This is a genomic window from Rhodoferax sp., from assembly GCF_030646845.1.
GTDB lineage: Bacteria > Pseudomonadota > Gammaproteobacteria > Burkholderiales > Burkholderiaceae_C > Rhodoferax.
Genome location: NZ_JAUSLE010000065.1, coordinates 1 through 13,036 on the forward strand (window position 1 = coordinate 1; position 13,036 = coordinate 13,036).

At 60.3% G+C, this 13,036-nt stretch carries 11 protein-coding genes and 1 pseudogene; 3 read left to right on the top strand and 9 right to left on the bottom strand.

Translation table 11 applies throughout. The features are described from left to right. A pseudogene (locus Q7T10_RS20835) lies at positions 1-150 on the bottom strand (dihydrodipicolinate synthase family protein); the annotation flags it as partial. 121 nt (positions 151-271) lie between these two features. On the opposite strand from Q7T10_RS20835, the gene Q7T10_RS16050 reads away from it, so the two are divergent. Next, positions 272-1,186: a LysR family transcriptional regulator gene (locus Q7T10_RS16050; RefSeq protein ID WP_304750270.1), complete on the top strand. Its 915-nt coding sequence runs from the start codon at positions 272-274 to the stop codon at positions 1,184-1,186. Between the two features lie 288 nt (positions 1,187-1,474). Here Q7T10_RS16050 and Q7T10_RS16055 read toward each other — a convergent pair whose 3' ends face one another. Genes Q7T10_RS16055 through Q7T10_RS16065 form a run of 3 tightly spaced genes read right to left on the bottom strand, consistent with a single transcriptional unit; the run spans position 1,475 to position 4,034 of the window. Next, complete coding sequence (locus tag Q7T10_RS16055; RefSeq protein WP_304750271.1) at positions 1,475-2,296, bottom strand: class II glutamine amidotransferase; 822 nt, start codon at positions 2,294-2,296, stop codon at positions 1,475-1,477. A 60-nt stretch (positions 2,297-2,356) separates the two neighbouring features. Continuing rightward, a complete protein-coding gene (locus tag Q7T10_RS16060) occupies positions 2,357-3,901 on the bottom strand; it encodes an MFS transporter (RefSeq protein ID WP_370653784.1) in 1,545 nt (514 codons plus the stop codon). Beyond that, entirely contained in the window at positions 3,843-4,034 is a 192-nt protein-coding gene (locus Q7T10_RS16065) for a 4-oxalocrotonate tautomerase (RefSeq protein WP_304750275.1), read from the bottom strand. The genes Q7T10_RS16060 and Q7T10_RS16065 overlap by 59 nt, the downstream gene beginning before the upstream one ends. Positions 4,035-4,275: 241 nt before the next feature. Between Q7T10_RS16065 and Q7T10_RS16070 the strand changes: the two genes are divergently transcribed. After that, positions 4,276-6,348 (top strand): FimV family protein, encoded by a 2,073-nt coding sequence (locus Q7T10_RS16070; protein ID WP_304750278.1) that lies wholly within the window; start codon positions 4,276-4,278, stop codon positions 6,346-6,348. 106 nt (positions 6,349-6,454) lie between these two features. Here the strand turns inward: Q7T10_RS16070 and Q7T10_RS16075 are convergent, their stop codons facing one another. From Q7T10_RS16075 to Q7T10_RS16085, 3 genes are all read right to left on the bottom strand, one after another. Beyond that, positions 6,455-6,820 carry a hypothetical protein gene (locus tag Q7T10_RS16075; protein WP_304750279.1) on the bottom strand — a complete coding sequence of 122 codons (366 nt, stop codon included), beginning with the start codon at positions 6,818-6,820 and terminating at the stop codon, positions 6,455-6,457. 506 nt (positions 6,821-7,326) lie between these two features. After that, entirely contained in the window at positions 7,327-8,265 is a 939-nt protein-coding gene (locus Q7T10_RS16080; protein ID WP_304750281.1) for a hypothetical protein, read from the bottom strand. 323 nt (positions 8,266-8,588) lie between these two features. Beyond that, positions 8,589-9,863, bottom strand: coding sequence for a hypothetical protein (locus tag Q7T10_RS16085; RefSeq protein ID WP_304750282.1), 1,275 nt, complete (start codon positions 9,861-9,863; stop codon positions 8,589-8,591). A 650-nt stretch (positions 9,864-10,513) separates the two neighbouring features. On the opposite strand from Q7T10_RS16085, the gene Q7T10_RS16090 reads away from it, so the two are divergent. Next, on the top strand, positions 10,514-11,695 hold the full coding sequence (locus Q7T10_RS16090; protein WP_304750284.1) for a hypothetical protein: 1,182 nt from the start codon (positions 10,514-10,516) through the stop codon (positions 11,693-11,695). 18 nt (positions 11,696-11,713) lie between these two features. Here Q7T10_RS16090 and Q7T10_RS16095 read toward each other — a convergent pair whose 3' ends face one another. Both Q7T10_RS16095 and Q7T10_RS16100 read right to left on the bottom strand, forming a co-directional pair. Next, on the bottom strand, positions 11,714-11,881 hold the full coding sequence (locus tag Q7T10_RS16095; RefSeq protein WP_304750286.1) for a hypothetical protein: 168 nt from the start codon (positions 11,879-11,881) through the stop codon (positions 11,714-11,716). A 367-nt stretch (positions 11,882-12,248) separates the two neighbouring features. Continuing rightward, a complete protein-coding gene (locus tag Q7T10_RS16100; RefSeq protein ID WP_304750288.1) occupies positions 12,249-12,830 on the bottom strand; it encodes a LysM peptidoglycan-binding domain-containing protein in 582 nt (193 codons plus the stop codon). Positions 12,831-13,036: the final 206 nt, after the last annotated feature.

A 13,036-nucleotide genomic window follows, 5' to 3' on the forward strand; every position in this document is an offset into this window, starting at 1 on the left:
GGCGTGCCCCAGCAGCGTCAGGCTCTTGACGCCCGGTACGCTGGCCAACCAGGCGCCCAGGCGTTGAATGGCGGGGTAGTCGACAGCGCCATCGCGGGTGAACGGGGTGATGGGGGCGGGGTTGAGGCCGCGCATATCGATGGCTTGCATCGTGGGTTCCTTTCAGGGTGGTGGGTGGATGAGGCAGACTTTAGGCATTCTGGCGTTCTATGAATAGATAGAATTCACAGCTATCAGACTTGCCATAATTGGCAATTCACAGGAAATGCCCTTGAACCCGGTCGCTGTCAAACTCTTCCTCGAGGTCGCTGATGCGGGGAGCCTCAACAAGGTGGCTGCGCGCCGGCAGACGGCGCAGTCGCACATCAGCCGCCAGATCGCCGACTTCGAGGCGCAGTGCGGCGGGATCTTGTTCCGGCGCACCGGCCGCGGCGTGGTATTGACCGAATTGGGGCTGCGCGCGGCGACCCGCCTGCGCCCGTGGCTGCAGGACACCGAGCGTCTCACCGATGAACTGCGCGCCGCCTCCGGCGAGATTGCCGGCGAGGTCCGATTGGGCATCATTCCGTCGGCCGCGCATCCCCTGGTCACGCGCCTGTTCGCGCAGTTGATCCGGGAACACCCGAAAATCCGGCTCGACGTGGCGGAGTCGCAGGGAGCGGAGCTCGATGCGATGCTCGACAGCGGAGCGGTCGATCTGGCGATCCTGTTCCGGTTCCAAAAGCCCAGCGGCAGCGACGAGACGCTGCTGAGCGTGGCCAACACCTATCTGGTGTCCGCACCGGGCGACGCGTTGACGCGCGTGCCGACGCTGCACTTCGCGTGCCTGTCCGGATTGAAACTGGTGTTGCCACGCAGGCCCAGCCATTGGCGCAACGCGCTGGACGAGACAGCCCGGGGCCTGGGCTTCAGACTAGATGCGGTGGCGCAGGCTGACTCGTTGACATTGCAGAAGGAACTGGTCGCCGCGCAGCCCGGACTCTATTCGATTCTCGGCCCGTACTCCATCGCCGCCGAGTTGCGGGCCGGGCGCTTGCAGGCCAGCCGGCTGGTGCGGCCCGACCTTGTCCGCCATGTCACGTTGGCCCTGCCCAGAACTGGCAAGTTGTCGCCGGCGTGCCGGGTCGTGGCGGCGAGCCTGCGATCCCTGGTCGAGTCGTGGGGTCACCAGATCACAGAGCCCTGACCTGTGCGCATGCCGGGGCAATGGAGGAGGGAGCCCGGACCCCGCGGGGCCGCGGCGAGCCGTGCCCTGTTGGCACCAGCCGGGCAAATGGCGCCGTTGTCCTACACCGCTTCGTCCGGATCGCGACTGTCGCAGGTGGTGGTTCCAGATTAACCTGACCTGCATCGAAATCCATCTGGAGAGCAGTTATGAACACCATCATCTACATCGTCGGTCTTGTCGTCGTCATCGGCGCGGTTCTGGCATTCCTGGGCCTGCGCTGAATACCTTCCGGCTGCGCTTCGGTGCTCAGCCGCCCGCCACGCGGGCAAGGGCGACGCCGGGCTGCGGACAGCCTTCCACGAACGTCATGAACTGACCCGGTTCCAGGGCAGTCCAGAGTTCGTTGGTGGTCAGCGGCTCGGTCACGACGATGGCGAGGCGGTCTTGCGGACCGTTGTGTTCCGACAGATCCATCTTGATGTCCTCGTCGCGCAGGTGCACCTCGGTGAACGGGTGCTGGCGCACCAGGTAGTGCAGCTTGGTGCTGGCATGGGCCCACAGGGCCTGGCCGTTGCTGAGCAGGAAGTTGAAGGTGCCGTGCGCGGCGACCTGTGGCACCAGCTCCTGCAGGGTCAGGCTCAGTTCGGCGACGCTGGGAACACCGGCATGTGATTTGACGAGCTCCTGCATCAGCCAGCAGAACGCCCGTTCGCTGTCGGTGTCGCCCACCGGGCGGAAGTTGCCGTGCAGTGTCGGTGCGTAATCCTTGAGGTCACCGTTGTGTGCGAACACCCAGTAGCGCCCCCAGAGTTCGCGCACGAACGGATGGGCGTTTTCCAGCGTGATCGCACCCATCGTGGCCTTGCGCACATGGGCGATCACGTTGTGGCTTTTGATGGGATAGCTGCGCAGCATCTTTGCGATGGGTGAGGTGGCAGCGCCCTCCTTGTCGACGAAGTAACGTACGCCCCGGCCCGGCTGGTCCGGTGTGGCACCGTCGCTTTCAAAGAAGGCGATGCCCCAGCCATCGGCGTGGTGATCGGTACAGCCACCCCGCTGCGAAAATCCCGTGAAGCTCAGGTGCAGACTGGCAGGCAGGCGACTGTTCATTCCAAGCAATTGGCACATGGTGTGAGTTTACTGCGCGGTGGCTGGCCAAAGCCCGGTTAACGGCCGGTTTATGCCCGGTTATCTGCCCTTGTTCTGTGGCGGGCCGGGACGCAATTGCCATGCCGCGGCCAGCGCCAGTGCACACAGCACCGCCAGCAAGGCGAACGACTCGTTGAAAGCGGCCAGCCGCGCCGGGCTGCTGGCGGGGTTGGACAGCGAATCACCGTAGGCGGCCAGGCGCCACTCCAGCACAATGCCGCAAACGCTGACCCCAACGGCGCCGCCCAGTGTGCGCACAAAGTTGATGGCGCTGGACCCCTGCGGGATCAGGTCTTTGTGCAGTCCCCGCATCGAGCCCGAGTTGAGGGATGGCAAGATGAAGCCCAGGCCCATTCGGCCAACAATGGCCAAGGCCGCCAGCACCCAGAGACTGCCGGTCAGGCCGACCATGCCCATCAAGGCAAACGACATCGCCAGCAAGGCCAGTCCGATGCTCACCAGCAGGTAGGTCGGCTGCTGGTCGGCCAGTCGCCCGACCAGCGGAATGGTGATGGCCAGCACCAGGCCGGCGGGCAGCAAAATCGTGCCCACATGCGATGCCGACAACTCCAGGCCGAGCCGCATGTAAATCGGCAACAGGTAGGTTGAGCCAAACAGTGCCATTCCATAGATGAACGCGACAATGCTGCCCATGGCGAATGCCCGATGGTCATACAGTGCCAAATTCATCAGGGGCGCATCGCCGCCTTGTGCCATGGCACGGCCGAGTCGCCGTTGCCAGGCAACAAAGCCGATCAACGCGGCTGCGGCACCGGTCAGCAACAAAACGGCGGGCACTGTCGGGCCAGCATGCAGTTGCACCAGGCCATTGAGGAGACACAAAGTGCCGGCACTGGCCAGCAGCAGGCCGGGCCAATCCAGTTTGCCGCCGGCGCGCGTGGCGGACGTGCTGCCAGACATGATTGTCGGTACGAAGCGCTGCGCCAGCCACAGTGACGCCAGGCAAAAAGGAACCACCATGAAAAAGATGGAACGCCAGCCGAACCAGTCCACCAGCAGGCCGCCGACACTCGGTCCAATCGCCGGGGCCAACACCACGCCCATGCCAAAAATGCCACCCGCGCGCCCCTGTTCGTGCGGCTCAAAAGCGCGCAGGATGATGATCGCCGGAATGGGCAGCACGACTCCGGCTGCCAGTCCCTCCGTCACCCGCGCTGCCAGCACCAGCGAGAAATTGTTGGACAGGCCCCCGATGACGCTGCCCACCAGCAGCACCCACATCGTGCCGGCGTAGGTACGTCGATAACCGTAGCGCGCCAGCAGCCACGGTGTCGTGAGCATGGACACGGTCATGGCGATCATGAAGCCCGACGCCACCCACTGGGCACGTTCCTGCCCCAAGGTAAAGTGGCGACTCATGTCAGGTACTGCCACGTTGATGATCGTGGACGACATGATCGACGCCATGGTGCCCACCATCACCGCCAGCAGCAAGAGCCAGCGGTAACGCTCCCCATAACGGGCCTGCAGCTCTGGCAGGGTGGCTGGATGCCTCAAGACTGATTCACGAACGGGGTTCGGTCCACAGGACGCCGCCGGTGGCCCAGTTCTCGCGCTTGACATCGGTGATCAGAATGTCGACCGCGTCCGCGGTGCCGCCCAGCACTTCGACCGTGACGCGGGTGATTGCTTCCACCAGTTTCTTCTTTTGTTCAAGGGTACGCCCTTCGAGCATTTCGATATGGTAGGTAGGCATGGTTTTCCTCGGAATAAGTCGGTGGCAGTGATTGGCAAGCATCATAGAGCCACGGCCGAGGCGATGCTGTGCAGACCAGCGGCGATGGCCATGAGCACATGAGCCCGGGGATGCCGCACCGTCAGCAGACCCGAAGCGCGCATGGGGCGTCGCCGTTGCCCGCTTCAGTGGAATATGTGATTTTTGTCCTGCGGATTGCCAACCTGCCGTGAGAGAATAATCAATACTTGGGGAAGCCTGGTTGGAACATAGAGCCAAAATTATCGGGATTGCGTTACTTTGCGTTGCGCTCGGCAGTGAGGCGTTGACGCTTGGCCGCATACGCGGTGCCGCGCTGGTGGGTCGGCCCCTGGACATGGTGGTCCCGGTTCAGATGGACGCAGGCGAGGATGCCTCGTCCTTGTGTTTTGATGCCGAGGTATTTCATGCCGATACGCGCCAGGATGCCAGTCGTGTGCGCGTCGTCGTCGAGGCAACAGCGCAACCCCATACGGCCAATGTGCGGATATTGTCCTCGGCGATGGTTGATGAACCTGTCGTAACTGTCTATTTGCGGACAGGTTGTGGACAGAAGACAAGTCGCCGGTATGTGTTGCTGGCGGACTTGCAGAGCGAGGTTGCGGCGCCCACAACGCCTCTTGTCGTTCCGGCCTCTGCGCCAACGCCTGTGCCATCGAAAACGAATCTGGCTCCCACTGCACCGGTTTCGTCCGCCAAAGCGCCGGCTGCTCGCGTACCAAAACAAACGGTTCGCAGCCGAGTTGACAGCAAACGCCCCGACTCGAAGGCTGTTGCTCCTGTCCACCAGGAGGCGATGTCCGGCAATAAGGGCAAGGTGGCCTTGTCTGCGGGCCAGTCCCGATTGAAGCTGGACCCGCTGGAATTACTGTCAGATAGAGTGGCAAATCTGGACGCCGACATGACGTTCCCGCCCTCTGAGGATGCCTTGCGGAACATGCAGAAGACGCAGGCGCTTGAAGAGGACGTGAAGGTCTTGCGCGCCTTGGCTGCGAAAAATGAAGTCAATCTGGTGGACTTGAAAAGCCGTCTGCAAAAAGCCGAGTCGGAGCGTTTCCCCAGTGGATTGATTTACGGATTGATGGCTCTCGTGCTCGCCTGTCTGGTGGCCGTGGCCCTTCTCTGGAATCGCCAGCGCCGCGCGCCGACAACTGGTGACGAATGGTGGAGCGGCTCCCTCGCCGCGCCAACACTTCCCGAAACCGAGCCTGAGATTCCAACTGGGCCGATCACCGCCCACAAGAGCCTGGGCGCGCCACCTGCATCTGGGAAATCCCGTACAGGCGGCTCGCCCAAAGCGGTGAATGATGCCAGGCAGTCTTCTGAGGTGGATGTCAATCTGATGGAAATGAGTCAGTCGAAGTTCGATGACCTCATGCAGCCGGGAGTAGCGCGCAGTGCCAGTCGCAATCAGCCAGGCCCGCCTCTGCAAGCCGAGGTGCCGCAGGTGAGACTTGCGAGCAACCTCAATGCCGATGCCACGCTGGATATTCGGCAGCAGGCAGAGTTTTTTGTTTCGCTTGGCCAAACCGACCAAGCGGTCAAGCTTCTCCAGAAGCAGATCGATGCAAGTAGGGAGCCCAACCCGTTCGTCTACCTGGACTTGCTCAACATATTCCATTCACTCAGCCTGAAAACTGATTTCCAGCGGCTCCGCGAGGACTTCAATCGCTTGTTTAGCGGCAAAGTTCCTGAGTTTGCATTGTTCAAGAATCAGGGAAAGGACCTGGAGTCCTATCCGGATGTTTTGTCCCGCATCAGTGCGCTTTGGCCGACACCCAAAGTACTGGAGGTTCTTGAGACTTGCATTGTGCGCAGGCACCGGGACGCCACAAGTCAGACCTTTGATTTGGCGGCCTTTGGCGATCTGCTGTTGCTGCATACAGTTGCCCAGCGTTTGGCCGTGGCGCCCCTGCAAGGCGGTCGCGAACCGGGGACCGGTTCCTCCCTCGGAGTCGCCGTATCAGAAAGCCTTGCCCATCATGCTGCTGGCCCAGCCTTTGTGTCTGCCGCGCCGCCAGGTGGTCTTGGCCGCCCGGCCAGTATGGAACTTGATTTATCCTTGGACGAGGTGCCGCCTTCTCGCGTGCTGGATCTGGATTTGACTGATTTGGGCATAGATGGGTTTGCTGCCAATCCTGTGTCGGCTGCGGATGCCGACCTTCCCCTGCTGATGCCAGACGATGACGAGATCAATGGCCTTGGCGATGGCGCCATACCGCCGCTCGAGAATGGAAACATGGTGGATTTTTACCTGCCAGAGACGCCAAAGCGGTCAGGACCACCGGGAAATTAGCTGAAGAGACAAACTGGTTCTGACGTGGTCGTGGGCCGGGCGTGTTTTTGGGGCAACCTCATGCCGCGCCAATTCATGAATGCTTGAAGAAATCAGGACAACCAGATTACAGAAAATACACGGCAAGTGCCCACAGGGCCAAAAGGGCAAGAACCGCAATGGGCAGACCCAACAAAAACTTCGGAAGCATCCCCTTCATCAGCAGTCGCAGTCGCTGATGCCATTTGAGCGTTGTCACCGCGGCCTGGCATTTGCGGCAGATGTACTCCCCAAATCGATTCTTGTGGCAATCTTTGCGTTCAACAACGGCACCACAGACGGAGCAGACGCGTAGCATATTTCGACGGTTCGGATGTTGGGTGGAATCCGCCATGGCAGATACAGAGATCCATTGTTCCAGTCGCACTATCTTATTACCGCTGGCGGCTTTGGCAAGTGCCGTTTTGACGCTGTGATGCGAGACGAGAATCACTCAATTGCCGCGAAATGGCACTGGTGGTTGATGGCAATGAGGTGTCACGCGAACAGGGCTCACCGTCCACGTTCTTTTTCCAGCGCGGGAAAGCAAATGAGTTTGGGAAATCCGCCAATGTCCGTCGCTACGCCGGACAGACAAGAAAAAAGCCTGCTACTGAATAAGTAGCAGGCTTTTCTTTGCCCATACGGGATTAACTGGTGGCCTGGGGCGGAATCGAACCACCGACACAAGGATTTTCAATGCCCATCCTCGTGCACGGTTCAAGCGCTTCCGCACGCAACATTCATATGAATCAAGCACTTGGAGCGCATTCAACCGCAAGCAATCGCAGTCAAACGCAATCCAACGTACCCGATTCCCGTCACCACCGTCAGAAACTGCGTCAGACGCCGATGATGCTTTTATTCTAGCGAGAAGTGTTTATTCGCGCCAGTGCGCCCGGCATTTTGGGCACCCCCCCACGGTGCAACACGGGCGCTGTCGCTCATGCCAATGGCCAGTCACTTGGGCTTGGGCGCTGGGAGTACGGGCGGTGAGAGACCGTTGCCGGCGATGGCCACCAAGGTGGGCCCACTTCGCCTCATGTACCGCCAGACCCCATAGGCCGCGGCAACGGCAAGGCCCCCGCCAGCCACGACGGGCCATACCGGGGCGGAAACAATCCCCAAAGACAATCCCAGCGCACCCAGAGAACTCGAACCCAGCAGCGTAACCGAGCTGACCGCAACGGCACTGCCCCCCGCGGCGCCCAGGGCCGCCAGGGCCGCCGTGGCAGCCGCGGACTTGGGATTGGTCGCCACTTCTCTGAGGAACGGCAAGACTTCTGCCTCAAAGTAGGCAGAAAGGCCTGACAGCGAGTCGATGACTCGCGCAGGTGTGAGCTGATGCAATGCGAGAACATTGTTCTTGAAGGCGGCCATCAGCGCTGTGACGTCCGGGTCTTTGACGACACGCCTTGCGCCGTCGACCAACAGCGCCACCCCGACGAGGACGAGGGCACTCGAGCCAGCCAGGTCCAGCAAGTCCGGGGCGGAGTGCAGGTATTTCTGGATTAGACCGCCGACGCCGTACCCGGCCAACCCGAGAATGAGGGCACCCCCGCCCATGAGCGCAACGGCCGGTACCGCAACGGCGCTCCCCATCGCCACCACGCCAATGTTGCCCAACAGATATCCAGGCAGCGCGCCAAGCCCCGCGCCTGTCATGCCGCCGAAAAGACTGGCGGGGCTTCCTGCACTCAGCGCCACGTCCACGCCCATCTGAATGGCCCCGGTTTTGAGGCCCGCGGCAACAATGCCTGCGCCCAATGCCATCTCCGCAACGCCTACTTGCCATTGATGCTGCGCGCACCAGGCCTTGACGTGGTCCATGGCTCTGGAAAATCCACTTTCAGCCCCGCCATTCAGGTGAAACTCAGACATCGCGTCATCCTGGGCCATGGTTGTCCTCCCGTTAAGTGCAATTTTTTGCCAAGCATAGCCGACGCTGTGCCCCGGCGCCCTGCGATTCGTGGTCCCAGGTTCAAAGTTCAGCTATCTGCACGCCGCAGGATATTGCTGGGCAGCGCACTGCCGGCCATAGACGCGGGCATCACCCCCTGGCTTTTTACGACAGCGGGGCCAGGCGCTTTCCTCAGACTTGACCCCGGCGCCTCGCCTGCAGCTCTGGACGCCACGGCGGCATCAATGTGCCTTCGCAATCCCCAAAGAGGGGCTACGCAGTTCGCGAACGCTTGCTCCGGGCCCCTGGTTCGATGGCCCTGTCAGGCAGACATGGCGGCGAGCGGCGCCGCGTGCGCCCTGGCGGGCCTCTTCTTCATGGACTTATTGAGCCACGAGAGCCCAAGCAAAATCAAGCTGGCTGCGATTTTCAGTAGCCAGAAAAAGGGATACAGCGCAATTGAGATGAGCAGGAACCAGCCGACAAACTGAACCAGCATTGGGTTCAGTCCCATCAAGTTCGCAATTTCAGCAAAAGCACTATTCAGCAAGGCCGGGTGCGTGAGAACCACGTAGCCGGTCCCCAGCACAACGCCATACTTCCCCATTTTCACCAGCATCGGATTTTTGGGAATCAGCCGGGCGCCAAACGCCCGGGTTTTGCCCACAAAACTCAACTCTTTGCCAGTCGCCGCAGCAACTTTCCCCGCCTTGAGCAACTTCGCAGCGGCGACAAACGGGATGACATCAATCGCTGCAAAAAACACGTCGCCGGCACCAATTTTCTCGTCCAGCTCATATTTTCTTTCCAGGTTACTCACGCCCCCCGTCAGAAAGCTGGCAACAGTCGTCACAGTCCGGTCAACCTGATTCCAGTGCGCAACGTTCGCTGCGTCCAATGCAAACTGCCCCAGGAACTTGTGCCCTTCGCCGTTGATGGAATTGACGGCGTACCACCCCCGCTGCATTGAGCCAAATTCCACTTTGACGGATTGAGGTGCGGCAGGGACCGGCGGCGGCGATGCCGGAGCCGGTGCATTGCCGTTGAGATAGCCCCAAAAGTTTCGAGTGAACTTCTTGGCTTCATCGCCTGCGTCACTGACTTTCTTTATCGTGGCGGCGACTACATCACCCGCTTTGGCGATGAGCTTCACGGACGGCAGGTCGTTGTCCAAAAAGTACTTGATGACGGGAATCACAGACTCTCCGTGCTCTCGCAGAATCGCCTGAAATGCCGGCTCGGCGCCAAAGAGTTGCAACACCTCACGGGACTGCGCCGGGTATTTCAATAACGCCACCCAGGCTTTCAGGACAAGCTCGCCACGACCACTCTTGACGTCCGTCTCCGCATCAGCCGCATAGTCCAGCAACAAGGCCTGCACGGCCAACGGCTCATCCGCAATGCGTTTGTCAATTTTTCCGAGTCTCTCCTCTACCTGAAGGCGAATCAACTTCTCTGGGTATGACATCGGGACAGACCAATACCCGATTGCCGTAGCGGCCAGAAAAGCCACCACCACGACAAACAACAACTTTCTGAGTTTCATTTTTTGAGTTTTCTCGATTTGGAACCGCTCTGCTGTCAAATAGGCGCGCAATCCACTCTCAAGCTTGGCTTGCAGGCCCCCGGGGCTGGTGATGCGCATGCTGGCGCCCCCGCACTGGACCATGGGTACATTCTGCAACGGGAACCCAACCTGGCGACTTGGTGCTGCACTGACCTGCGGCACTACCCACTTGAATGATGCCTTCGCTGTGACGGGGCTGAGCCATGCTTCATTGCAGGGCCTACGCCATTTGTTCAGGTTCCGCACGCGGTGGCTGGAGATTTTTTCCACGGCTTTGGCGAAATCAATGCAACACAAACTCAGTGTTGCAGATGAAAGGCATGACGCTGTTCGACCGCTTGACCTGGTGCGCGTTCACCAATCGAATAATTGAAGCGCGGTGTTTGGAACAGGTCGGGGGGACGTTGATGCCAGGACCGCGCGCTGGGCACGGTGCAAGGATGATTAGACGGAGAGGAAGGTGCATAGGCCCCCCCGACCCCTCGCAACGACGTCATTCAACTAAGTCATTACTGAGGCATATTTTCAGTGCAGTTTGTGTCATCCGCATTACAAGAACTTGGGGACGCTTAGCCCTGATGCATCTATCTGGATAAAAGTCACAGTCGGTTGGCACATGGCCACTGACGACTGCACAAGTCTCAGCGGGCAGGTCCTTTCCCGAGCGACATAATGCCTCAATGACCCCGGCCTGGACTTTTCATCGCAACATGGACAAGAAGCCAGGACCGCAACGACCGAGGACAGAGAAGTCAGCGCTGAAGACCGACGCCAGCAGCACGCGCGCCCCACCACTGGGGCAAATCCCGGTCAGTGCATTTGCACCCGTGCAATTGCCACATCCGCTCGAGGTCTTCGGAGAACGCTTCGAGGTTCACATCTCCTCGGCGCTGACCCTGTCGCTTGAGACGGCCATGCAGGCCGTGCTGGGCACCAGCGTGCAGACGCTCATTCGCACCACCGCGCCGCTCATGCACCAGAACCTGAAAAAGCTGCTCTATGCCGGCAGGGGCATGCATAAACCTTCGTCCGGCACTAAAAGAAACATCCTGCAGGACCTTGGAAGGTTCATTGCACCGGAGGCACTGGCCCTCGTTCTGGACGGCCGGGAGCCTCCACCCGGCCCCCCGGAGTCCGACTGGCAGTCGGTACTGCGGTCGATGAACGGTTGCGACGGTGAGCTCTTGCACGATATCGCCAGCCACATGGCCACTTACGAGCACAAGATGGTCGAGATTCGCAGCCTGGCCCTGAATGGCCAACTGGCCGAAGCCAGGACTCAATTTCAATCGCTGCTGGGCAGCGCCGAGCCGGCATGGCAAGAACTCAATCCGCACCTGGTTCACCAAGTGCTCCTGCTGGTCGAGGTCGGGCTGCGAACTCTGGCCTGGCTTGAATGTCGGGTCGCCAGGCTCCGAGCGGACACGGCTCCCCATGACTCACGTCTCGCTGGGTTTCTCGATGCAGGTCACCGTCCCATGGGTCACTGGCTGGTCCAAGTTATGCAAGCCTCCGGCTGCGACAGTCTGGCTGAGTTGAGTGCCTGTCTTTTCAGGGCTGGGGCAAAACACCATGAGCGCGACATCAGCCATGACTTGCTCAAGAGATGGTCGAGTTCGAAGGTCGTCGCCATGCCTCACGCCGCCGTAAAGCCGGTTCTGCGCGGTGTGCGGCTTAACCAACAGGCCGAGACATTGGAAGCACGCCATTCCGTGGCGCGGTTTTTGACCTTCCTGTGCGACCTGACCCGCGCAGGAACAAACGGCGAGGTCCCGGCCTGGAAGGAAGTCCAGGCCCAAATAAAAAGCCGGTACACACAGGTGTACCGGCTTGAGCTTGAACGGCAGGTGTCATCCGCCTGAGCTTGCAACCTTCATCATCTATTTGCCCTTGGTCGGAGGCGGGGTGGTTGCCCCACGTTGCACCCTGGCATCGGCGCGGGAGGCGAAGCTTTTTTCGGGGATTTTGCCGCCGTGCTGGATGGCCGTCACCTTGGCGATGCGAGTGGCGGCTTCACGGGTCATCGGGGCTATTTGGGATTTTGACATCTTGCTTCTCCAATAAGTTACACCGCGACATGCGGCAAGGACTAATGTCGCCAATCAACCCGGGCCAACGGTGCTGTTCTCTGGAAAAGTTGATACCCACCAGTTTGACCTGCGCCGCCCGCGCGCTGGACTCCTGAAACACGCGGCAATGAGGCGCGGCACCGGCCCGGCGCCAGAGCGCCGGGAAGGATGCTGACGGATTCAGGCCACACCAGGGCACGTTTTTGAGGAAATTTTGAGACGAAGCCTGTACTGCTCTGTGCCTTTTTCCAAGCCTAACTTCATACCGCGTTGACGGTTTTCCGTTGGAAAGAAAGCGCCTCACCCTGTAGAGGCGAGGCGCAAATCAAAGGAGCCAATAAACGGCTTAGAAAATGCTCGCCCGCTCGGCGGCTTGGTTGCGAAGGGTATCGAGTTCCGCTTGAGCCGTTGCGTCACCGACCGCCGCGCGGTGAAGCGCCGTCAACCAGCGGCAGTTGGACTCCCGGTGCGCGTCATCGCCATCGAGTTCCCGATACAGAAAAGCCACAAACAGTTGCACGGCAGGGCCGGCCGTCAGCAATTCCGCCGGCACAAAAGCACCGAGAAACGGGTCCCGCCGCAGCCGAGCCAACTCCAGCCCAACACGTTCTTGCAGCGAGCCTTTGCCAGGCCAGATAAAGTCCTGCGCGGCAACGGTTCCTGCCAGCGTGAGCACGAGCACGGTGGGCAGTCCCAGATATCTTGCCGCACTTTCGTGCACTGCGCGATTCGCACTACTGATTGCTGCTTCATTGCGTCGCCACTGTGCCAGCCGTTCGTACGTAACGCCGAGCTCCTTCGCCAAACGCGCCAGCGTGTCTCCGCGCCTCGTCGCCTGGGCTACCAGAATTCGCAGCAGCGGCTGCTCGTCATGCAGCACCGGCGGCGGATTGCGACGCATGGTGGGGTTACTGGACTTGCTTGTCATATCAAATTTTCCTCCTGTACGACAGCACAACGCTGTCCTGATGTATAGCGAGCCCGACAACTCACCCGCACAACCTGAAGTCAAACCTGGTTCATACCCGTTTCGACTTCATGGCCCTTGGGCGCATAGTCTTCAATTCGAACGACGAGATGCTTCACCATGAGACGAGAAGGGGACAGTCTCAGGAGCTCGGGACCGGGAAACAT

Coding starts and splice junctions, on each gene's coding strand:
- Q7T10_RS16055 (WP_304750271.1), bottom strand. CDS start 2,296: ATGTGCCAATTGCTTGGAATGAACAGTCGCCTGCCTGCCAGTCTGCAC.
- Q7T10_RS16060 (WP_370653784.1), bottom strand. CDS start 3,901: ATGTCAAGCGCGAGAACTGGGCCACCGGCGGCGTCCTGTGGACCGAAC.
- Q7T10_RS16065 (WP_304750275.1), bottom strand. CDS start 4,034: ATGCCTACCTACCATATCGAAATGCTCGAAGGGCGTACCCTTGAACAA.
- Q7T10_RS16080 (WP_304750281.1), bottom strand. CDS start 8,265: ATGGCCCAGGATGACGCGATGTCTGAGTTTCACCTGAATGGCGGGGCT.
- Q7T10_RS16090 (WP_304750284.1), top strand. CDS start 10,514: ATGACCCCGGCCTGGACTTTTCATCGCAACATGGACAAGAAGCCAGGA.
- Q7T10_RS16095 (WP_304750286.1), bottom strand. CDS start 11,881: ATGTCAAAATCCCAAATAGCCCCGATGACCCGTGAAGCCGCCACTCGC.
- Q7T10_RS16100 (WP_304750288.1), bottom strand. CDS start 12,830: ATGACAAGCAAGTCCAGTAACCCCACCATGCGTCGCAATCCGCCGCCG.